Genomic DNA, 22,378 nt, shown 5'->3' on the forward strand with positions numbered 1-22,378 from the left:
GGATACCGGTGCGCCGCAAGGGAGAGATCGACGTCGGGGAAGGAAACATGACAACGAGCAGGGCCGCCAAGAGCGTGAGCCGAAGCAGGCTGCCACGGGGCACCCTGAGCCAGGAGCTGATCATCAAGGCCGCGTTCCGGGTCGCCGACTCGGCGGGCATGGACAAGCTGACCTTCCAGGCACTCGGGCGTGAACTGTCGGCCCACCCGACGGCGATCTACCGGCACTTCCGCAACAAGGACGAACTGTTGCTCGCCCTCATCGACGCGTTGCACGAAGAGGCGCTAGCGCACACGCCACCGCCCACGGACGACTGGGCGCACGACCTGATGCAGATCGCGATCCACACGCACGACGCCTTCCTCCGGCACCCGAACGTCGGGGCCCTGGCCGCCGCGCGTACCGCACGCCGGAAGAACGAGTTCCGATCCGTCGAGCGGAAGCTCGACTGCATGCGCCGGGCCGGTCTCGACGACACGGACGCCGCCCGCTACTACCGGGTCTTCGCCGACCTCGTGCTCGCCTACAGCGCCATGGACGCCAGCCTCGCCGCGCTGCCACCGGAAGTCCGGGACGCGGACCTGCGTGCGTGGACGACGGACTACCTCACACTGCCGCCCGACAAGTACCCCAACATCGCCCGTGTCTCCCCTCAGTTCTGCGCGCTGGACGACCCCCAGAACTTCGTCACGGCCGTCCAGGCGGTGATCGAACAGGTCCGGACAACGGCACGGGCCGGAGATCGGTCAGATGGCAGTCCCTGCGACTCACCGAGCACGGCGACCTCCTCCGAGGGAGGAACCGGGCTGTCGTCAAAGGCTATGGAAAACCAAGCTTGTTGATGACACACCAGAATGTCGGGTCTTTGCGTGCAGACGGGATTCGACGCTCAATCGGTCTCAGCCCGCCGTGGGTTGGTGCCGAGGCGGCCACGGTCGGCTACCCCCCGGCCGCGCGGTGATGAGGCTGGGGCAGGATGTTGCGCGCCCTTGCTGCTTTGTGTGTTCGGAAAGGAAAACCTCTGCATGCGCGCCATTCATCGATTCACGCTCGCGGGAGTTGCCGCGTTCAGCTTGGCCCTGCTGCCAGGGACGGCGAACGCGACTCCTTCCTCGGGAGTGTCCGCCACGATCCTCGCTCAGACGACTGTGGGTGGTAAGGACTACATCCTCCGGGAGATAACGATCCAGCCCGGCGGGAGCACGGGCTGGCACTACCACGACGGAACGCTGTACGCCGTGGTCAAGGAGGGCACGCTGACACGGACCGAGTCCGACTGCACCACCAACCACACCCACAAGCCCGGTAACACGATCGTGGAGCCCAGCGGGGCCGACCACGTCCACATCGGGCGCAACCTCGGCACCAGTCCGGTCGTACTCGACGTGCTCTACGTCAACCCGGCGGGCAGCCCGCTGGCGCAGGACGCGGCGAACCCGGGCTGCAGCTTCCAGTAGGCGGACGCGGCTCGCGCCGCACCCGCTCCAGCGTCGGCCTCCACGACCGCCACCCGGATCGCGGAGGTCGACAGCCGCCCGGTCCCGCGTGTCCGTAACAGTTCCGCCGGAGGCATACGGGCAGAAGCGGACCGACACCGATCGGGATGCGCTCCACACCGCCCACGTCACCCGGCGGTTCGTCGAACGGCACGAGGAGATCGGCCTCCCGCCGGTCCGGCTCCACGACCTCCGCCACCGGGGCCGCGACCCTCGCCCACGCGGCCGGAGCTGACCTGAAGGGCATCCCCGATGACGTGTGGAGAGTTTGTGCCAGGTCGTGATCTCGGTGCGTGAACTCTCAACAAAAGTAGGTCTCTTGTGCAAGGCTGGCGATCATCCGGGGCCACGTCCCGGACCGCGGGCGGTCGACGGATTCGATCCGGCCGCCCATGCCTCCGTTCCTTCCGCACCAAGGATCACGCATGCCCCCCACCCCCCACCCGGCCCCGATACCGGGCGCGAGACGCGCCGCCCGTATCGCCGTGGCCGCCGGTCTCGCCGCCGCGCTCGCCGCGACCGGCCCCATACCCGCAGCCTTCGCCACGGACGGCCCCACCGCCACCGCGGCCGACCCCGGCGTCAAGTCCGCGCACGACAAGCTCGGTTCGGACGACGCCGAACTCCTCGCGCAGGCCAAGGCTCACCGCGAGAAGAACGTCACGATGATGATCGCCACCGCTCCCGGACAGACCGAGAAGGTCGCCCAGCAGCTGGACGCCGTCAAGGGCGGCTCCGTGGGCCGTACGTACGACAAGCTCGGCTACGTACGGGCCACCGTGCCGACCGGCAGGGCGGAGTCGGCCATCGCCGCCGCCGCGAAGCTGTCCTCCGTGCGGGCCATCGACCTGCGGGACGAGATACCCCTGGAGGAGCCGGGCCTCGACAGCGGCGGCAAGTCGAGTGCCTCCGCCGCCACTTACCCCGGCCCGGACAAGAACACCCCCGGGAAGAACCCGTACAACCCGTCCTTCGAGATGGGTGCCGTCGACTTCGTGAAGAAGAACCCGAAGGCGGACGGCCGGGGCATCACCATCGGTGTCCTCGACACCGGCGTCGACCTCGCCAGTCCCGCGTTGCAGAAGACGACGACCGGTGAGCGCAAGATCGTCGACTGGGTGACCGTCACGGACCCGGTCGTCGACGGCGACGGCACCTGGCGCCCGATGACCACCTCGGTCTCCGGGCCGTCCTTCACCTTCGGCGACAAGAGCTGGAAGGCCCCCGAGGGCTCGTACCGGATCAGTGTCTTCCGCGAGGACGTCACCGCCCAGGGCAAGGTCGAGGAAGGCGACGCCGACGGTGACGTCAACCGCGACGGCGACACGACCGACGACTGGGGCGTCCTGTACGACCCGGCCGCCGGCACGGTCACCGTCGATGTCAACGACAACGGCGACTTCACCGACGACACCCCGATGAAGCCGTACAAGGACGGCTACCAGATCGGCCGCTTCGGCACCGACGACCCGGCCACGGACATCGCCGAGAGCCAGGACTTCGTCGTGGAGGTCCGCAAGGACGTGCCGATGGATCCGCTGGGCGGCGACTGGGTCGGCAAGAAGGTCGACTTCGTCAACATCGGCCTCGTCGCCGGTTCGCACGGCACCCACGTCGCCGGCATCACCGCCGCCAACGGCATGTTCGGCGGCAGGATGAACGGCGCCGCCCCCGGCGCGAAGATCGTGTCGTCGCGCGCCTGCCTTTTCGGCCCCGGCTGCACCAACATCGCGACGACCGAGGGCATGATCGACCTCGTCGTCAACCGCGGCGTCGATGTCGTCAACATGTCCATCGGTGGCCTGCCGCCGCTCAACGACGGCAACAACGCCCGCGCGGCGCTGTACACGCGCCTGATCGACACCTACGGCGTCCAGCTCGTCATATCCGCCGGCAACTCCGGCCCCGGCGCCAACACCATCGCCGACCCCGGCCTCGTCGACAAGGTCGTCTCGGTCGGCGCGAGCGTCTCCAAGGAGACCTACGCCGCCAACTACGGCACCGGCGTGGAGAACGACTACCAACTGTTCACCTTCTCCTCGCGCGGCCCGCGGGAGGACGGCGGCTTCACCCCGACCGTCGTCGCCCCCGGCTCCGCGGTCAGCCCGATCCCGGCCTGGATGCCCGGCGCGCCCGTCGCCGAGGCGGGCTGGAAGCTGCCGGCCGGCTACGCCATGTACAACGGCACCTCGATGGCGGCCCCGCAGGCCACGGGCGCGAGCGCGCTGCTGCTGAGCGCCGCCAAGCGGAAGGGCATCGAACTGACGCCCGCGAAGCTGCGCACGGCGCTCACCTCGACCGCCAAGCACATCAAGGGAGTTCAGGCGTACGAGGAGGGTGCCGGCCTCATCGACATTTTCGGCGCCTGGAAGGCGATCAAGGCCGGCGCGACCGCCCACGAGTACACGGTGAAGGCCCCCGTCGACACCGTGCTGGACCAGGCGCTGAAGACGCCGGGCTTCGGCACCGGCCTCTATGACCGCGAGGGCGGCCTGAAGGCCGGCCAGAAGAAGACGTACGACATCACGATCACCCGTACGTCCGGGCCGTCCGGCTCGCTCCCGCACATTCTTCGCCTGGCCGCCAACAAGGCCCGCACCTTCTCGATCGTCGGCCCGCGGCTGGTGACCCTGCCGCTGAACAAGCCGGTCACCGTGAAGATCCAGGCCGCGCCGGAGCACGCGGGCATCAAGAGCGCGATCCTTCAGGCCGACGACCCTCGGACGCCGGGCGTCGACAAGCAGATCCTGACGACTGTAGTGGTCTCCACGCCGGCCAAGTACACCTTCACCGCCTCGGGTTCGGTGCAGCGCAACAACTACAAGTCGTACTTCGTGACCGTCCCGGAGGGCGGGAAAGCGCTCGAGGTCACGCTCGGAGGGCTGAAGGAGGGCAGCCGGGCGCGGTTGAGCGCCATCAACCCCCAGGGCATCCCCGCCGTGGACGACGACCCGAAGACGACGGACATCGCCTCGTACGCGGACCCGATGCCGGGCGTCTGGGAGATCGCGGTCGACTCGCACCGTACGTCGACGCTGCTCGACAACCCGTACAAGCTGAACGTCTCCGCGTTCGCCGCGTCCTTCGACCCGGCACCGGTGACCGTGCCGGAGGCCGAGTCCGGCACCCCGGTCGACGCCTCCTGGACGGTGACCAACAAGATGGAGGTCGTGGACGGTGCCCTGAAGGGCGGCACGCTCGGCTCGTCGAAGACCGCGCGGCCGACCATCGCCGACGGCGTCACGCAGAGGAGCACGGTCGAGGTGCCCGAGGGCACCACGTCGCTGGACGTCGCCATCGGCAAGGTCTCCGACGCGCGCGCCGACCTCGACCTGACGGTCTACGACGCCCAGGGCAATGTCGTCGGCCAGTCCGGGAACAGCCACTCCGAGGAGTCCGTCTCCATCGCGAACCCGGCGGCCGGTACGTACACCGTCGAGGTGGTCGGCTTCGAGGTGCCGTCGGGCTCGACCGAGTACGACTACCGGGACGTGTTCTTCTCCTCCGCGCTCGGCAAGGTCGCCGTGGACGAGTCGACGCCGGTCAAGCTCGGCACGGGCGACTCCGCGAAGGCATCGGCGAGCGTCACCGTCACGGGGGACGTGGCCGAGGGCCGCGAAATCGTCGGTGAGGTACGGCTGGTGAACACGCGCGGCACGACCGTGGGTGTGGGCGACGTGACCATCGAGAAGGTCACGCGGTAAGCCGTATGACGCGGTAGGGGCGGGTGTCCGGTACCTCGGACACCCGCCCCGATGCCTCGTCGGAGCGTGTGCACAGTGACCGCGACCCGGCAGTCGGCCTGCTTGCCCAGCGCACCGCAGCGCCGGCGGGCGACGCCGACCGACATCCTGTCGTCCCTGGGAACGACGTGTCATCGACCGCCCAGGCGTCCGGGCCGAGCCGCGGCACCGACCGCTCGGCGACCTGCCGGCGCACCGGCATCGGATCCCAGATGGACCGGTTCACGAACTGCTGCAGGTTCTGCTCGTTGCCGTCCGGCAGCCGCTAGGCCATGGCCTGGATGGACTTGCCCTGCCCGTCCATCGTCAGTCCCCGCAGACAGCAGTCGCTCGTGGCCCGCTGGTCCCCGCGCGAAGCGAAAGCTCGCCGACGATCCCTCCAGGAACAGTGAGGCACAGCCGGCCCGCACGGTCGCCGCTGAACCGTCCGTGGCGCGGGTGCCACTTTCGGAGGGTCGGAGCCCGGCCTGTCGGCGGGGGCGCTCCCGCCGGTCGGCGGAGTGAACGCCCAAGTGGGCCGCGATGGGATGGAGGGGCGGGCCAAGACCACGAGGAGTATGTGAATGAGCAGAACCAGGTTCAGGCTGTGACGGCGTTGGCGATCTCCCTGGCGGCCGTGTCCGGCACGGTGAAGGCCGCCTGCAACTACGCCCAGGGCAACGTCGTACGGGCGCCCGAGCCGGCACGGCTCCCGGCTGCCCCGGACCGCAGGACCGTCCGGTCATCGCCTACCACCCCGGTGCCGTCAACGGTGTCGTGCTGACCCCCACCACCTACGCCAAGGTCGGCATGCGGGTGCGCTACCTGGACGACTGGCGTACCCACCAGGTCTCCGCCGGCGAGGTGCACAGCGGCAGCAACACGATCGCGCCGCCGGGCACCGCCTGGTGGACCTCCGCCAAGTAGGACGGACCGCCAAGGCCCCATCCCTTCGCGTATCGATCCACAGTGACGCGCATCAGCATCGAACACATGAAAACGCACACAGGAGACTGAAGTGAGATACCGCAAGACTCTGCCCTGGCTCGCTGCCGTGGCCTGCTTCGCGACCGCCTGCAGCAGCGCGTCCCACCGCCGACGGTGCCGCGCTGATCCAGTACCGCGACGTCGGCAGCTCCAACCAGCGATGGACCTTCCACCGCGTCACCGGCTAGTACTCACCGCCACATGCCGATGGGGTGTGGGCGTCGCCTCGGCCGGCACACTGCTGAAGCAGCGCGGTGACGGTCAGAGGGCGACCAGTTGCCACTGCTGGTTCGTTCCGTTTCCGACGGGCCACTGGATGACGCGGGCGCCGTCGGCCGCGGATCCGCCCTCCACGTCCGCGCACCAGCCGTTGCGGACGTTGACGAGCCGGACGTATCCACCGCCCGCGTCGACGAGCCGCCAGTACTGGTTGTCGCTGTTGTTGTCCGGCCACTGGACGAGCTGGGCACCCTGGCCGGCGCCTGCGGGGCTGTCCACGATTTTGCCGCTGTGGCGGGCGGCGAGGCGGAAGGAGCCGTCGGCGCAGGGCAGGAGCCGCCACTGCTGGTTCTCTCTGCCGGACCAGCCCCACTGGATGAGTTTGGCGCCGTCGGAGGTACTGCCGCTGGCGACGTCGAGCACTTTGCCGCTGCGTCGGTTGACCAGCCGGAAGAAGCCGCTGAGCAGGGCGACGGTGATGTCCGTGCGTTGACCGGCGGTCAGGGAGATCTTTCTGGCGTGGGCGCCGAGGGAGGAGGGGGTGACGGTAGCCGTGGTGGTCACGGAGGTCATGCCGCGGCGGCTGATCAGGGTGACGTCCTGGTTGACGGCGGAGGTGACGGACAGCGTGGCGGTCCGCGCGTTCAGGTCCCAGTCGAAGCTGTGGACCCGTATCCGGCCGCGGGCCCGTACCCCGGTGATCGTGCCCTTCGGCAGTTGGTCCGGCAGCGCGGGGAGAATTTCCAGCACTCCGGGGCGGCTGTAGATCAGGGCCTCGGCCAGCACGCCGGGGATGGCGTTCGCGGCGTCGGCGTTGTAGATGTCGAGGTTCGGGTTGTGGGAGGTCATCAGCGACTTGAAGACCATGTTGTTGCCGAGGATCTTCCGCAGGTTGCCGTAGACCTGCCCGCCGTCCTTCAGCCGTGCCCCGGCCAGTGCGCGGTGCAGGCTGCCGTGGGCGGAGACGTTCTGGTCGCCGCGTACTTCGAGGGCCCGCTGCGCCGGGCGGACCAGGGAGGGCTCGTCCTCGGGGTTGATCTCGTGCAGCGGCCAGGCACCGTACAGGTGCTGGACGTGCCGGTGGTTGTAGCGGTCGGTCAGGCTCGGCCAGGACCATTCGGCCAGCGCGTTGTCCCCGTTGACGCGGTAGGCCGGGATCTTCTTCAGCAACGCCGTCCAGCGTGCGACGCCCTCGCCGCTGCCCTGTTCCACACCGAGGGCGTTGGCCGCGTCGATCGCGGCCTGCAGGGCATGCTTGCCGGCCATGATGTCGCCGGTGGCGTTGATCGAGAAGTAGACGCCGGTATTGCCGGGGGAGTTCTCCATGGAGAAGGACGGCACGAAGACCGCCTTGCCGTTCGCGTCCGTGCGGGTGAGGAAGTCCTCGTAGAACAGGGCCAGTTCCATCAGCGCGGGACCGAGCTTGTCGCGCAGGAACGCCTGGTCGCCGGTGACCTCGTAGTACTCAAGGAGCGGGTAGAGCAGCCAGTCGGCGCCGCCGGTCCAGCAGTGGCCCGGGAAGCCGCCGCCGTTGAAGTGGAGCATGTGGCCGTACTCGCCGTCGGTGCGGGAGGGGGCGAGGAAGCCGCGGGCTCCGTAGAGGTTCTTCGCGTTGGTGCGCCAGTCGTCGAGCTGGCCGAGGATCAGGCTGAAGTAACCCTCCATGACCTCGGTCGTGTCCAGGATGTTGCCGCCCGCGACCTGGAGGTTGACGTTGGCGTCCGTGGTGAAGTCGTCGGCCCAGGCGGCGCCCCACGATCCCGCCCAGATGCCGGTGAGGCGGGGTGGCAGGATGCCGCTGGAGCTGATGAAGAAGTAGCGGCCCGAGTCGTAGAGACGTTCCAGCAGAGCGAGGTCGATGACGCTGCGGTCGGCGTTCTGACGGGCGATCAGTTCGCTGACGGAGAGCTGCCGGTCGGCGGCCGGGACGTTCAGATCGAGGCGGGAACGGTCGTAGAGACCGGTGTGCAGGGCGGTGTGCCGCGAGCGGAGGGTGACGTAGTCGGTGCCGAGCGCGGCCAGTTGGGTGTGCAGCGGCTCGGAGTCCCAGCCGGTGGACGTCTCGTAGCGGCCCAGCTTCGTCAGCAGCAGCACCCTGGCCGCTCTGGCCACCACGATCGTGGAGCCGTTGACGGTGACCGTGGCGCCGGTGCCCGTGGCGACGACACGGGTGACACCCTCGTAGCCGAAGGCACCCTTTCCCGCGGGGTAGGTGCCGCGCAGATTCAGGTAGCCGGAGCCGCCTGTGACGGTGGCCCGCGTGGTGAAGCTCAGGCTGGTGGGCAGCCCGGCGAGCGCGGTGTGGACGCTCAGTGTGGTGTCGACGGTGCGGCCGGAAGCGGGTATCAGCTCATGGACGACCACCTTGTCGGCCCGGGAGACGAACGCCCGGCGGGTCCAGGTGCCGTACTGGTCGGTCCAGCTCGAACTCACCTCGCCGGTACGGAAGTCGGTGACCCGCCCGTAGTTGTTGACCGTGGTCATGCCCGGGGTGTCGATGCGCAGTTCGTAGGCGGGATGGTAGGCCTGGGTCCAGCGCAGCGACCAGCCCGCGGCAAAGTCCTGGTTGGCTCCCGCGTAGTCACCCGCGAGTGCCTTGTCGCGTGCGCCTTCCAGGCGGCCGGAGATCACCGGCGGGGCCACGTCACGGGTGCCGTTCGGCAGTACCAGCCGGTGGTGGTTGAGAACCACCTTCTCCAGGGCGGGAGCGCCGTACAGCACGGCGCCGTAGTCGCCGTTGCCGGTGAGGAAACCGTCGGTCCAGGAGGAGGCAGGGGACGTGTCGTATATGCCGCGCTCGGGGAGCGTGATCTGCGGCGGGACGGCCGCGGCCGCCCTGCCGGCGCACAGGCCGCCGGGCAGGGCGGCGGCTCCTGCGGTGAGTGTGGCGGCGGTGAGGAACCGTCTGCGGTCGAGGGAACTGCCCGTCACGGGGACTCCTTGGTACGGAAGGCGCTGCGGGGTAGTGGGGGAGACAGAAAGAGGCGAGCCGAGCCGGGCGGCAGCGTGACAGCGGCTGCGGCAGCGTATGAGGAGTACGCTGCCGCAGCCGCTCGCGCAACCCGCGGATCAGAGGGCCGTGAAGGTCCACAGCAGGTTGGTGCTGCTGTTGTAGGCCCACTGCTTGGTGACGGAGCCCGAGTCGACGTTGCCGCCGCCGTCGAGGACCAGGCCGGTGGTGCGGTTGGCGATGGAGTAGCGGTCGCTGCCCCGGTGGGTGATCGTCCACTGCTGGTTGGTGCCACCGTTCCAGGGGGCCTGTCGGGCGGCGGAGCCGTCGCCGGTGGCGCCCCAGCCGTCGGCGACCATGCCGTTCGTGCGGTTCACCAGCCGGTAGTAGCCGCCTCCGACCGCCTCCGCCTGCCACTGCAGGTTGGGACTGCCGTCCCACGTCCACTGCTTGAGGTTGGACCCGGAGGCCACGTTGCCGCCGCTGTCCAGGGCCAGGCCGTTGGTGACGTTGCTGATCCGGAAGTACGTCGCCGGGTTGAACTGGACCCTCAGCGAGGTGATCTGGTCGTTGTTGCCGGTGACCCTGAGGTCGGGGTTGTCGGCGGTGAAGGTCCAGGAGGTGCCGGTGAAGTTGTCTCCGGAGTAGCCGACCACCCGGTAGCCGGGGGCCGGCCGGAGGGAGGAGAGGGTGCGCGGGCCCGGTCCGGCCGCGGTCAGGTCGGCCGCGGTGTAGTCGCCGACAGGGAGCACGGCGTAGTCGCCGCTGTAGTTGACGTTCGTGAAGCCGATGGCGCCGGCGAGCGGCCGCAGGCCCGGGATCGTGCCGGAGAAAGAGAGCTTCAGGACGTAGGCGTTCGCACTGTACGGCGCGGAGGACGGCAGGGTGACCGTGAGGCCGGAGGAGTTCTGGACCGGCGTGGGCAGGTCGATGTAGGTTCCGGCGGTGGAGCCGAGGAGCTTCACCGAGGACAGCGACGAGAGGTTGATCCGGTCCGAACCGAGGGTCTTGATCGTCAGCGAGCTGCCGGGCCAGCCCAGGACGGTGGCGTACAGGACGTTGTTGGCCTTGTTGCGGGTGAAGCGGATGTCCTGCGCCGTGCCGGCCGTCGGATTGGTGAACGAGCCGCCGCCCATCTTCGTCGGGCCCTCGCCGTACGCGGTCCAGGCGCGGGTCGCGTACACCGACTCGCCGAAGCGCTTCAGGTAGTCGCCGATGCCGAGCAGGATGTCCTTCTGCGCCTGGGGGATGGTGCCGTCGGCCATCGGCGCTATGTTCAGCAGCACGTTGCCGTTCTTGCTGACCCGGTCGATGAACGAGTGCAGCATCTGCTGGATGGTGTAGTAGCCGATGCCCTGCGTGTAGCACCAGCTGCTGCTGGAGATGCTGTCGTCGGTCAGCCAGTACGGGCTGGTGAGGTCGGCCGGGCCGCCGCGCTCGTAGTCGAAGACCTCGCCCTTGCCGTGCATGCCGTCCTTGTACGTGGTGACGACCTCACGGCCCCAGCTGTTGGCCTGGTTGTAGTAGTACGCCAGGAAGTTGAGGCGCTGTTGCTCGTCGACGTCGTCCAGGTTGAAGTCCTGCCACAGGATGTCGGGCTGGGCGCGGTCGATGACCTCCTTGAGCTTGTCGAACCAGAGCTGGTTCTCCGCGGCCGGGCCCAGCTGCCCGTAGAGCTTCTTGAGGCTCGGGTCCGTCTGGGCGGGGGCGTGCTCGTAGAAGCCGGTGAAGTTGTACGCGTGGTGCATGGCCACCAGCAGCTTCAGGCCCTTGGCGCGGATGGCCGTGGAGAAGAGCTTCAGCAGGTCAAGGCCTGGGCCCTTCTTCACCGAGTTCCACTCGTTGACCTGGCTGTCCCACATGGAGAAGCCGTCATGGTGCTCGGCGACAGGGCCGGCGAACCTGGCGCCGGCGTCGACGAACAGCTGCACCCATTCGTCCGGGTCGAACTTCCCGCCGGCCGACTTCAGCTTCGGCGCGAACTTCACGAAGTTGCCCGCCAGGTCCTGAGCGCCGTTGATGAAGTTGTGGTACGGCCACGCCGATGGCTGGCCGTAGGTCGCGATGTGGTGCTGGTTGGCGTTGTCGCCGGCCCGGTACATGTTGCGCGGGTACCACTCGTTGCCGAAGGCCGGGACGCTGAAGACGCCCCAGTGGAAGTAGATCCCGAACTTCGCGTCCTGGAACCACTCCGGAGCCGGCGGGTGCTGGTCGACCGAGTTCCAGTCGGGCGTGTACGTGCTGGGTGCCGCGTGGGCGACACCGGCGCTGAACAAACCTCCGGCCACGGCCGCCGCGGCCACACAGGTGGCGCCGGCCAGGAAGTGGCGTCTGTTGATCGGACTCGGCATGGACACATCCCTGGTGCAGAGGAGGACAGGGGAAGACAGAGGAAACGAGTCGGCGTGGCCGCTGTGCATAGGGCGCCGTGTGTTACGCATGAAGGTCGGTCATGTCTCCCTGGGATGTCAACCAGCGTGCAGGGATGAAAAGCGCTACGGGGTCAGGCATTTTGTCCCATTCGACTCGTTTTTGAGAGGAATTATCGCCAGTCAAACATCGCATGTCTGGCAGTGCTCTATGGCCAGTTCGAGTCATCGAGTGGCACCGATTGATGGGATGGATCAATTCCGTTCTAGATTCTGGGTCAGTTCCTGAGTCACCTTTGGCCTGGGACTTCTTTGAGGTTCGAGCGAGGGTCTGGACAACACGCCGGAGACGCCTCTATAAACATCCCATCTCTACCGCGCGGCGATACACAGAAGTCGTCGAGGCGAAACATCTCCCGCTACGGGACCGGCGCGAGGAAGCACCGATGAGACTCAGAACCGCCCTCTGTTCCGCCGTCTCCGCTCTGTCCGCACTGGCGCTGCTCAGCGCGTGCGGCAGCGGCTCCACCACGGCGTCGTCGAGTGACACGCCGCTGGTCGGCGTCGACTACCCGCGCTCCGACACCGACTTCTGGAACTCCTACATCAAGTACACACCCCAGTACGGCAAGGAACTGGGGCTGGACCTGAAGACCACCAACTCGCAGAACGACGTCGCCAAGCTCACCGCCAACGCGCAGACGTTCATCAGCCAGGGCGTCAAGGGCCTCGCGATGGCCCCGCAGGACACCGCCGCCATCGCCCCGACCCTCGCGCAGATGGAGGCGAAGAAGATCCCCGTCGTCACCGTCGACACCCGCCCCGACACGGGCAAGGTGTTCATGGTCGTACGTGCCGACAACCGCGCCTACGGCGAGAAGGCCTGCCAGTACCTGGGCACCAAGCTCGGCGGCAAGGGCAAGGTCGTCATGCTCCAGGGCGGTCTGGACTCCATCAACGGCCGTGACCGCACCGAGGCGTTCAACGAGTGCATGAAGAAGAACTACCCGGACATCACGGTGTTCGGCGAGGCCACCAACTGGGACGGTGCGGTCGCCGCACAGAAGCTCCAGACGCGGCTGACCCAGCACCCGGACATCAAGGGCGTCTACATGCAGTCCAGCTTCGCCCTGTCCGGGACCCTCCAGGTGCTCAAGCAGAAGGGCCTGTTGGTCGGCCCGGAGGACAAGAAGCACGTGTTCGTCGTCTCCAACGACGGCATCCCCGAGGAGCTCAAGTCCATCGCCGCGGGCAAGATCGACGCGACCGTCTCCCAGCCGGCCGACCTCTACGCCAAGTACGCCCTGTACTACCTCAAGGCCGCGATCGACGGAAAGACGTTCAAGCCCGGCAAGACCGACCACGACAGCACCATCATCCAGGTCCGCGACGGCCTGCTCGAGGACCAGCTCTCCGCCCCGCTCGTCACCGCCGACGGCGGCACCTACGGCGGCGTGCCCAGCGTCAAGAGCGACGACAAGTCGCTGTGGGGCAACAACCTCGGCTGATCCCTCACCTCGAATCCAACAGCTCACGAGAACAAGGCGGTTGACATGAGCGACGGGGAGCGAGCAGTCACCCCCGCGCCCGCCCCGGCGGACGACGGACGGGTCCCCTCGGACCCGCCCGTCGTGGAGGCGACGGGCATAGTCAAACGATTCGGTCCGACGGTGGCCCTGAACGGCGCCCGGATCATCATCAGGCCCGGCGAGACCCACGCGCTCGTCGGCCGCAACGGAGCCGGCAAGTCGACCCTGGTGTCGGTCCTCACCGGCCTGCAGGCCCCCGACGAGGGAACGGTGACCTTCGGCGGCACACCGGCCCCCCGGCTCAGCGACCGCGACGCCTGGCGGCAACGCGTGGCCTGCGTCTACCAGAAGTCGACGATCATCCCCACACTGACCGTCGCCGAGAACCTCTTCCTGAACCGGCACGACCACGGACGAGGCCGACTCATCAGCTGGCAGGCCACCCGCCGCCGCGCACAAGAGCTGCTGTCGACGTGGTCGGTGAACGTCGACCCGCAGACCCCGGCCGGAGAACTCAGTGTCGAGCAGCGGCAGTTCGTGGAGATCGCCCGGGCGCTGTCCTTCGGGGCGCGATTCATCATCCTCGACGAACCGACCGCCCAACTCGACGCGGCTGCCATCAGCCGCCTCTTCGACCGCATCCGCGACCTGCAACGCCAGGGCGTCACCTTCCTGTTCATCAGCCACCATCTCCAGGAGATCTACGAGATCTGCGACATGGTGACGGTGTTCCGCGACGCCCGGCACATCGTGACCGCACCGGTCGCGGAACTGGGCCGTGCCGACCTGGTCGCCGCCATGACCGGCGAGGCGGCGGCCGACCGGCGCGAGGAACGGGCCGCCACCCTCGACCCCGGCGCCACGGCCGCACTGAGCGTCCGCGCGTTGGGGGGCGACGGGTATGACGACGTCAGCTTCCAGGTCGGGGCCGGCGAGATCGTCGGCCTCGCGGGCGCCGCCGGCAGCGGGCGCACCGAGGTCGCCGAGACCGTCGTAGGGCTGCGGGCGGCAACGGCGGGCGACGTGGAGATCGCCGGGTCGCGGCCTCGGCCGGGCAGTGTGCCCGCGGCGCTCGCCGCCGGCGCCGGGTTCGTCCCCCAGGACCGGCACCACCAGGGCTTCGTTCCCGACATGTCGATCGCGGACAACGCCACACTGTCCATCCCGAAGCGGCTGGGCCCCAAGGGGTTCCTGAACCGCAGCCGCCGGGACCGGCTGGCCGAGGGCCTGATCGACAACCTCGCGATCAAGACTCCCGGTCCCGATCTGCCCGTCTCCGCCCTGTCCGGAGGCAACCAGCAGAAGGTCGTCATGGCCCGTGCCCTCGCCGACGACCCACGGCTGCTGGTCCTGATCAACCCGACCGCGGGCGTGGACGTGCGCTCCAAGGAGTTCCTCCTCGACAAGGTCGAGGAGACCGCGGAAACCGGCACAGGAGTGCTCATCGCCTCCGACGAACTCGACGACCTGCGCATGTGCGACCGGGTCCTGGTGATGTTCCAGGGCCGTGTGACCTCGGAGATCGCCCGCGGCTGGCACGACCACGACCTCGTGGCCGCGATGGAAGGAGTGGACCTGCATGCCTGAAACCGTCCTCGCGGACACCGCCGCGGTCAAGGGCACGGAGCCGGAGCGGAGGCGGACCGCACTGCTCGGCGGCCGGATACCCCTGGCCCGGCTGCGCGACCTCGCGCTCGTCCCGGCCATCGTGGTCATCGCGATCGTCGGACAGATCGTCAACCCGGTCTTCCTGCAGGCCGACAACCTCATCAACGTCCTGCAGACCATGTCCGAGATCGCCCTGCTGGTCCTCGCCCAGACGATGGTCCTGATCGTCAAGAAGATGGACCTGTCGCTGGAGTCCACCATGGGGCTCGCGCCCGGCGTCGCGGCCTGGCTGGTGGTGCCGGTCGGCGCGGGCCACGGACTCGGACTGCTCTCCGGCGCCTGGGCCATCCCCGTCACCCTCGCCGTGGGCGCCCTCGTAGGCGTGATCAACGCCCTGCTGATCATCCGCTTCGGCCTCAACGGCTTCATCGTCACCCTCGGCATGCTGATCGTGCTGCGCGGTGTCCTCACGGGCATCTCCGGCGGCCAGACCTTCTTCCAGCTGCCGCCGTCGATGCTCTACCTCGGCACCGCACAGTGGTTCGGTATGCCCGCGTCCATCTGGATCTGCCTGGTGCTGTTCGCCGTCGCGATCGTGGTGCTCGGCTGGACCAGCTTCGGCCGCTCGCTGTACGCCATCGGCGGCAACGTCGACGCCGCGAAGGCGGCCGGCATCCGCACCGACCGGGTGCTGTGGATCGTCATCGTCACCGGCAGCGTGCTCGCCGCCCTCGCCGGACTGATGCTCTCCGGACGCCTCGCCTCCGTCGCCTCGGCGCAGGGCAACGGCTACATCTTCACCGTCTTCGCCGCCGCCGTCATCGGAGGGATCAGCCTCAACGGCGGTAAAGGCACCATGTTCGGGGCGTTCAGCGGCATCCTGCTGCTGTTCATGATCCAGAACGTGCTCACCCTCGCCGGCGTCCCCGCGCAGTGGATCGGCGCCCTCAACGGCCTGATCATCCTGGTCGCGCTCACCATCTCGCGCATCACGGGCGGCAAGGTCCAGGAGTGAACCGGGCGGCCGTCCGGGCCGCCCGACACCCTCCGCAGCACGCCACATCTCGTCGCAAGGGGTCGTATCGCTCGCCCCTGCACCTCACAGGAGTTGCCGCCATGTCATCCGCCCTGTCCGCTTCCCCGGCCGCTGCCCGCATCACCGCCCTCGACGTGCTGGACGTGCGTTTCCCGACCTCCGAGCACCTGGACGGGTCGGACGCGATGAACCCAGAACCCGACTACTCCGCCGCCTACGTCGTCCTGCGCACCGACGCCGGCGACGGTCTGGAGGGCCACGCCCTGGCCTTCACCACCGGCCGCGGCAACGATGTCCAGGCCTCCGCCATCGCCGCCCTCGCCCCGTACGTGGTGGGCCGCTCGGTCGAAGAAGTCTGCGGTGATCTCGGCGCGTTCTCCCGCTCCCTCGTCCACGACCCCCAACTGCGCTGGCTGGGACCGGAGAAGGGCGCCATCCACATGGCCACGGGCGCGGTCGTCAACGCCGCCTGGGACCTGGCCGCCAAGCGGGCAGGCAAGCCCGTGTGGCGCTTCCTCGGCGAGATGTCGCCCGAGGACCTGGTCGCCCAGGTCGACTTCCGCTGGCTGTCCGACGCCCTCACCCCCGAGGAGGCACTGGAGATCCTGCGCCGTGCCGAACCCGGCCGCGAACAGCGCATCGGCCACCTGCTCGACCGGGGCTACCCCGCCTACACCACCACCCCCGGCTGGCTCGGCTACTCCGACGAGAAGCTGGCCCGCCTCGCCCGCGAGGCCGTCGCCGACGGCTTCACGCAGATCAAGCTCAAGGTCGGCGCGGACCTGGAGGACGACGTACGGCGCATGCGCACCGCCCGCGAGACCGTCGGGGACGGCATCCGCATCGCGGTGGACGCCAACCAGAGGTGGGACGTCCAGCCCGCGATCGACTGGATGAGCGCGCTGGCCCCCTACCAGCCGTACTGGATCGAGGAGCCCACCTCACCCGACGACATCCTCGGTCACGCCGCCGTGCGCAAGGCCGTCAGCCCCATCAAGGTCGCCACCGGCGAGCACATCGCCAACCGGGTCGTCTTCAAGCAGCTCCTGCAGGCCGGCGCGGTGGACATCGTGCAGATCGACTCCGCGCGGGTCGGCGGCGTCAACGAGAACATCGCGATCCTGCTGCTCGCCGCGAAGTTCGGCGTGCCGGTCTGCCCGCACGCGGGCGGCGTCGGCCTGTGCGAGATGGTCCAGCACCTGTCGATGTTCGACTACGTCGCCGTATCCGGCACGACCGAGGACCGCGTCATCGAGTACGTCGACCACCTGCACGAGCACTTCATCGACCCGGTGCGCATCGCCGACGGCCACTACCTGGCGCCGACCGTTCCCGGGCTGAGCGCGCAGATGCACCCCGAGTCCCTCAAGGAGTACGCCTACCCCGACGGCCCCGTCTGGACCGCTCGTGTCTGACACGCAGGCCCTCGTCGACGCCCACCACCACGTGTGGGACCTGGACGTCCGGCCGCAGCCCTGGCTGGACGAACCGGGCCACGAGCCGATCCGCCGCAGTTTCGGCTCGCACGCGCTGCGATCGGAAGCGACCCGGCCGATCGCCGGACGGCGACTGACGAGCACGGTGGTCGTCCAGTGCATCGCCTCCGTGCCCGAGACCCGGGACCTCCTCGCCCTGGCCGACAGCGACCCGCTGATCGGTGCCGTTGTCGGCTGGGCGGACCTGACGTCCCCCGCGATCGGCGACGAACTCGACGACCTGCGGACCGGGCCCGCGGGCCGGTACCTGCGGGCCGTACGGCACGTCGTACAGGGCGAGTCGGACCCGCACTGGCTCGGGCGGCCCGACGTCGAGCGCGGGTTGCGAGCGGTCGGGGAACGCGGGCTCGGATACGACGTGCTGATCCGCAGCCACCAGCTCCCGCAGGCGATCCGCCTCGCGGACCGGCTCCCCGAGCTGCCGCTCGTCCTGGACCATGCCGGCAAGCCCCCCATCGCGCGGCGGGAACTGACCGACTGGGCACAGCAGTTGCGGACACTGGCCCGGCATCCCCAGGTCCGCTGCAAGGTGTCGGGTCTCGTCACAGAGGCCGACCACGAGAAGTGGACCGTCGACGACATCCGCCCGGTATGGGACGTCCTGCTCTCCGCCTTCGGTCCCGACCGGCTGATGTTCGGCTCCGACTGGCCGGTCTGCGTCCTCGCCGGCGGCTGGAACCGCTGGGCCGCCACCGTCGAGGAACTCCTGGACGGCTGCTCCGGCACCGAGATCCACGCGGTGCTCGCCGGCACCGCGACCGCCTTCTACCACCTGACCCCTGCCCCGACGAAGGAGGGGACGCCGTGCTCCTGACCGAACTGCTGCACCCCGGGATCCTCGAATCCCTGGCCGGCGCCGGCCACGGCGCCCGTGTGCTGCTGGCCGACGGCCACTACCCCGCGAGCACCGCCACCGGCGAGCGTGCCCGGACCGTCCACCTCAACCTGGCCCCCGGCCTGCTGGACGTCACCACCGTGCTCGACGTCCTGCTGCGCGCCCTGCCCGTCGAGGCGGCCCATGTGATGGTGCCGCCCGAGGGCGAACCGGAGCCGCCCGCCATCGCCGAGTACCGCTCGATGCTGGCGCCCGTCCCGGTCGACACGCTCGGCCGCTTCGAGTTCTACGACGCCGCCCGCTCGCCCGACCTGGCACTGGCCATTGTCACCGCCGACACCCGGACCTACGCCAACCTGCTGCTGACCATCGGCGTCCGCGCTGAAGGGACCCTGACAACACGATGACACTCGCCGTCCGTTACACAGCCGCTCGTACCTTGGACACGGCTGCCGTACTCAGTGCGCGGCCCGGTCCGGGTCCCGGCCCAACACCGAATGGCTGACCGGCAGCGGCCTCACCCTCGAAGACGGGCTGGTCTGCGACGAGTTCTGCGCCGCCGCGCCCGGTGTCTACGGCGCAGGTGACGTGGCCCGCTGGCACAACCCGCTCTTCGACACGTCGATGCGCATCGAGCACCGCACGAACGCCGCCGAGCAGGGCATGGCCGCCGCCCGCAACCTCCTGGGCGCCCAACGGCCGTTCGCACCCGTCCCCTACTTCTGGTCCGACCAGTACGACCTGAAGATCCGCGCCTACGGCTACCTGCGCGGCCACGACGAGATGCGGATCGCCGAAGGAAGCCTTAAAGAACGCAAGTTCACCGCCATCTACCGCACCGGCGACCGCCTCACCGGCGTCCTGTCCATCGGCATGCCACCCAAGAGCACCCTGGCCTGGCGGCAATCCATCGCCCTGCGCGCCCGCTGGCAGGACGCCGTACCCACATCGTCCACAGGAGTGGCAGCATGAACAGCGAATTCGAGGAACGAGGCGTCGTCGTCACCGGCGCCGGGTCCGGCATCGGACGCGCCGCCGCGCTGCGGTTCGCGAGCCTGGGAGCCGGGGTTCTCATCGCGGACATCAACCCGGTCGGCGCCGCGGCCGTCGCCAAGCAGATCGAGGCGAGCGGCGGCAGCGCCCGCACGGTCATCGGCGACCTGAGCGACCAGCGCACGGTCGACGAGGTGATCACCACCGCGGTCGAGTCCTTCGGCCACCTCAGCGTGCTCGTCAACAACGCCGGGATCATGGACAGCATGACCGCCACCGCCGAGGTGAGCGACGCCGAATGGGAACGGGTCATACGAATCAACCTCACCGCTCCGTTCCTGCTCACCCGCGCCGCCCTGCCCCACCTGCTGGCCCGCGGCAACGGCGCCATCGTCAACACGGCCTCGGAGGCAGCCCTGCGCGGCAGCGCCGCCGGCACCGCGTACACCGTCTCCAAACACGGCATCATCGGCCTGACGAAGTCGACCGCGGTCATGTACCGGGAACGCGGCATCCGCGTCAACGCCGTCGCCCCCGGCGACACCCAAACCTCCATCACCGACACGGTCACCTTCGACGGCGACGGCGCCTCGATCATGGGCCGCTACCGGGAGAACGTGGGCCGCGTGGCCGCGGCGGAGGAAGTCGCCGCGGCCATCGTGTTCCTCGCCTCCGACGCGGCGAGCAACATCAGCGGCGCCGTGCTCCCCGTCGACAACGGCTGGTCGGCCGTCTGACCCAGCCACCCATGCGGTGCCCGGCCCACACATCGGGGCCGGACACATCTGCCACTTCGACATCCACCTGCTCAACCCCACCACCGTGATCTACTTCGCCGCGCTGGTGCTCGGCAGCCGGGCCTCGGACGCCGTGTCCCCCCGGGAACAGGGGGTGCTCGTGCTCGCAGCCTTCATCGCCTCGGCCAGCCGGCAGGTACTGATCGCCTCCGGCGGCGCGTTGCTCGGCCGGCCGCTGACAGGCCGGCGCGGACGGCTGGTGACGGCCCTCGCGTCCAGCGCGGTGATCATGGCGCTGGCGGTACGGATGGTGATGTCCCCGACCTGACGAGGACACAGGGAACCGGGCCGCCGGCGTGGTGGACCTTTCTACACAGCAGTCATACGCGACAAAGACGATGGGACGAATTCCATGCCTCTTGAGGGCGAGTACGAAGCCAGTCCGACCCAATTCGTGCGTGATCAGGTTGAGTTGTACGAGAAGTCCGGCGGCACCGAGGGAACGACCTTGCTCGACACCGGCAGGCCGGTTGTCCTGCTCACCACCCGGGGCGCCCGGAGCGGCAAGCTCCGCAGGACTCCCCTCATGCGGGTGGAGCACGACGGCCTGTACGCGGTGGTCGCCTCGCTGGGCGGCGCGCCCAAGCATCCGGCCTGGTACTTCAACATCCTCGCCGATCCGCGCGTCGACATCCAGGACGGACCGGTGCGCCAGGACATGGTCGCCCGTGAGGTGACGGGCGAGGAGAAGGCCCTGTGGTGGAAGCGGGCGGTCGCCACGGCTCCCGAGTACGCCGAGTACCAGAAGAAGACCGACCGCGAGATCCCCGTGTTCGTCCTCGAACCGCCCGCCGGAAACTGATCCGCATCGGACGGAGAAACAATCCGGCGCCCGGTGGAATGAACTCCTCCCCTCCGAGCACCCGCTGATCGGCCCACCAGACCTCGAATTCGGCCTCGGTTCCTTGGCCTGGCCGGCGTTCCGCGACCGTCGGCAGAAGCAGAACACCGACGAACCCTCCGACCGGAAGACCGATGTCGACGAAGATCCCGATCGCACCCGGTCTCGGGACTGCCGTCACCGTCCCGCGGAACCTTTGCCCGAACCGCAGGCCGCGACGGATTCGAGTCCACTCTCCGCTTCACCTACTGATCTCACGAACGGCCCTTCCAGGCCCCGTGGAAAGGCAGAACCTCATGCGCGCAGTCCGCTATCACGAGTACGGCGGAGTGCAGACCCTCGTGGTCGAGCAGGTGCCGGAGCCCCGTCCCGGGCCCGGCGAGATCCGTATCCGTGTCGCAGCGGCCGGCGTCAATCCCATCGACTGGAAGTTGCGTTCCGGTGCCGGGCGCAAAACGCTCCCCATCGACCTGCCCGCGATTCCCGGGCGTGAGGCCGTCGGTGTCGTTGACCAGATGGGTGAGGGCGTGCAGGGGGTGAGCATCGGTGACCGTGTCTTCGGGCTGGGCGGCCTCACCGGCGCGACGGCGGAGTCGGCCGTGCTCTCGGCCTGGGCCCACGCGCCCGCCACGTGGACCGACGAGGAGGCCGCCGGCGCCGCTCTGGCATCCGTGACCGCGATGAGCGGACTGAAGGCACTCGGTCCCCTGCGGGGCCGCACTCTTCTCATCGAGGGCGCCGCCGGAGGCGTCGGCAGTGCCGCTGTCGAGATAGCGGTGGCTCACGGCGCCACCGTGATCGGGACGGCCAGTGAGCGCAACCACGCCTTCCTCACCTCGCTCGGAGCCGTTCCCACCACCTACGGCACCGGCCTCGCGCAGCGCCTCACCGCCCTGGCTCCGGACGGAGCCGACGCCGCGCTCGACACCGCGGCTTCCGGTTCCCTGGCCGACCTCGTCGCGATCGTGGGCGACCCCGCCCGCGTGTCGACGATCGCCGACCACGCCAACGCACATCGCCTGGGCGTGCACCTACCCAACGTGGAGAACGACCCCACACTCCTCGCCCAAGCGGGCGAACTCGGCCGACAGGGCCATTACACCCCGCGCATCGAGCGGACATACCCGCTCGAACAGATCGCGGAAGCGCACGCATACGCCGAGCGCGGACACACGCAGGGAAAGATCGTGGTCAGCGTGTGAGCAGCTGAGCCTGCCCCACCCCTCGGGGCCCCACCGCTCGGGGCCCTGCGGCTCGGGATCCTTTGAGGATCTTGGCGGCCCTTGCCGATCCATGATGTTTTTGCAGGTCAAACGGCGCGAGCCATGTCGGCCCCTCTCGACCTTGCCTGTCTGTTCCTGTCCTTGCGTCCCGAAAGCCTGCAAGAGGGACCAGCTCTGCCGATCCGAAGCCGATCGCGTCAGTTCGGGGAATGGCCTCGCACCCGCCCCCAGCGGCTTCCCCTTCCGACGCCGAAGAAGCGATGCCCTGCACTCGCAG

Annotated in this window: 16 protein-coding genes and 3 pseudogenes; 16 read left to right on the forward strand and 3 right to left on the reverse strand. The window is 69.0% G+C overall.

Annotated elements, in window-relative coordinates; translation table 11 throughout:
• Positions 1-47 precede the first annotated feature (47 nt).
• The 3 genes from CES90_RS46935 (at position 48) to CES90_RS46945 (ending at position 5,200) form a co-directional block, all read left to right on the forward strand.
• The gene (locus tag CES90_RS46935) at positions 48-842 is read left to right on the forward strand and encodes a TetR/AcrR family transcriptional regulator (protein WP_189788705.1); all 795 of its coding nucleotides are present in this window, start codon (positions 48-50) and stop codon (positions 840-842) included.
• A gap of 183 nt (positions 843-1,025) precedes the next feature.
• A complete protein-coding gene (locus CES90_RS46940) occupies positions 1,026-1,457 on the forward strand; it encodes a cupin domain-containing protein (RefSeq protein WP_189788704.1) in 432 nt (143 codons plus the stop codon).
• Positions 1,458-1,921: 464 nt separating this feature from the next.
• Positions 1,922-5,200, forward strand: coding sequence for a S8 family serine peptidase (locus tag CES90_RS46945; RefSeq protein ID WP_189788703.1), 3,279 nt, complete (start codon positions 1,922-1,924; stop codon positions 5,198-5,200).
• 62 nt (positions 5,201-5,262) lie between these two features.
• Here CES90_RS46945 and CES90_RS51820 read toward each other — a convergent pair.
• A pseudogene (locus CES90_RS51820) lies at positions 5,263-5,636 on the reverse strand (transposase); the annotation flags it as partial.
• Positions 5,637-5,798: 162 nt separating this feature from the next.
• On the opposite strand from CES90_RS51820, the gene CES90_RS46955 reads away from it, so the two are divergent.
• Complete coding sequence (locus CES90_RS46955; RefSeq protein ID WP_189788702.1) at positions 5,799-6,002, forward strand: hypothetical protein; 204 nt, start codon at positions 5,799-5,801, stop codon at positions 6,000-6,002.
• Positions 5,996-6,145, forward strand: coding sequence for a protein-arginine deiminase family protein (locus CES90_RS46960; RefSeq protein ID WP_189788701.1), 150 nt, complete (start codon positions 5,996-5,998; stop codon positions 6,143-6,145). Before CES90_RS46955 ends, CES90_RS46960 begins: the two co-directional genes overlap by 7 nt.
• Before the next feature lie 321 nt (positions 6,146-6,466).
• Here CES90_RS46960 and CES90_RS46965 read toward each other — a convergent pair whose 3' ends face one another.
• Both CES90_RS46965 and CES90_RS46970 read right to left on the reverse strand, forming a co-directional pair.
• A complete protein-coding gene (locus tag CES90_RS46965) occupies positions 6,467-9,355 on the reverse strand; it encodes a glycosyl hydrolase family 95 catalytic domain-containing protein (RefSeq protein WP_208921694.1) in 2,889 nt (962 codons plus the stop codon).
• A gap of 138 nt (positions 9,356-9,493) precedes the next feature.
• Positions 9,494-11,725 carry an alpha-L-fucosidase gene (locus tag CES90_RS46970; protein WP_208921696.1) on the reverse strand — a complete coding sequence of 744 codons (2,232 nt, stop codon included), beginning with the start codon at positions 11,723-11,725 and terminating at the stop codon, positions 9,494-9,496.
• Positions 11,726-12,189: 464 nt separating this feature from the next.
• On the opposite strand from CES90_RS46970, the gene CES90_RS46975 reads away from it, so the two are divergent.
• From CES90_RS46975 to CES90_RS47025, 11 genes and pseudogenes are all read left to right on the forward strand, one after another.
• Positions 12,190-13,251, forward strand: coding sequence for a sugar ABC transporter substrate-binding protein (locus tag CES90_RS46975; protein ID WP_208921698.1), 1,062 nt, complete (start codon positions 12,190-12,192; stop codon positions 13,249-13,251).
• Between the two features lie 45 nt (positions 13,252-13,296).
• Entirely contained in the window at positions 13,297-14,859 is a 1,563-nt protein-coding gene (locus CES90_RS46980) for a sugar ABC transporter ATP-binding protein (protein WP_208921700.1), read from the forward strand.
• A complete protein-coding gene (locus CES90_RS46985) occupies positions 14,852-15,895 on the forward strand; it encodes an ABC transporter permease (RefSeq protein WP_208921702.1) in 1,044 nt (347 codons plus the stop codon). Before CES90_RS46980 ends, CES90_RS46985 begins: the two co-directional genes overlap by 8 nt.
• Positions 15,896-15,996: 101 nt before the next feature.
• Positions 15,997-17,331: an L-fuconate dehydratase gene (locus CES90_RS46990; RefSeq protein ID WP_208921704.1), complete on the forward strand. Its 1,335-nt coding sequence runs from the start codon at positions 15,997-15,999 to the stop codon at positions 17,329-17,331.
• Positions 17,324-18,226, forward strand: a complete 903-nt coding sequence (locus CES90_RS46995) for an amidohydrolase family protein (protein WP_208921706.1) — start codon at positions 17,324-17,326, stop codon at positions 18,224-18,226. The genes CES90_RS46990 and CES90_RS46995 overlap by 8 nt, the downstream gene beginning before the upstream one ends.
• Positions 18,217-18,654 carry an RbsD/FucU family protein gene (locus tag CES90_RS47000; protein WP_208921708.1) on the forward strand — a complete coding sequence of 146 codons (438 nt, stop codon included), beginning with the start codon at positions 18,217-18,219 and terminating at the stop codon, positions 18,652-18,654. Before CES90_RS46995 ends, CES90_RS47000 begins: the two co-directional genes overlap by 10 nt.
• A 70-nt stretch (positions 18,655-18,724) precedes the next feature.
• Positions 18,725-19,219 (forward strand): annotated as a pseudogene (locus CES90_RS47005) (oxidoreductase C-terminal domain-containing protein); the annotation flags it as partial.
• The gene (locus CES90_RS47010; RefSeq protein WP_189788177.1) at positions 19,216-19,977 is read left to right on the forward strand and encodes an SDR family NAD(P)-dependent oxidoreductase; all 762 of its coding nucleotides are present in this window, start codon (positions 19,216-19,218) and stop codon (positions 19,975-19,977) included. The pseudogene CES90_RS47005 and the gene CES90_RS47010, both read left to right, overlap by 4 nt.
• A gap of 19 nt (positions 19,978-19,996) precedes the next feature.
• Positions 19,997-20,305: pseudogene (locus CES90_RS47015) on the forward strand (lysine transporter LysE); the annotation flags it as partial.
• 84 nt (positions 20,306-20,389) lie between these two features.
• Positions 20,390-20,839, forward strand: coding sequence for a nitroreductase family deazaflavin-dependent oxidoreductase (locus CES90_RS47020; protein ID WP_189788176.1), 450 nt, complete (start codon positions 20,390-20,392; stop codon positions 20,837-20,839).
• Positions 20,840-21,174: 335 nt separating this feature from the next.
• Positions 21,175-22,080, forward strand: a complete 906-nt coding sequence (locus CES90_RS47025) for an NADP-dependent oxidoreductase (protein WP_189788175.1) — start codon at positions 21,175-21,177, stop codon at positions 22,078-22,080.
• Positions 22,081-22,378: the final 298 nt, after the last annotated feature.

It is taken from the genome of Streptomyces capitiformicae, assembly GCF_002214185.1.
GTDB lineage: Bacteria > Actinomycetota > Actinomycetes > Streptomycetales > Streptomycetaceae > Streptomyces > Streptomyces capitiformicae.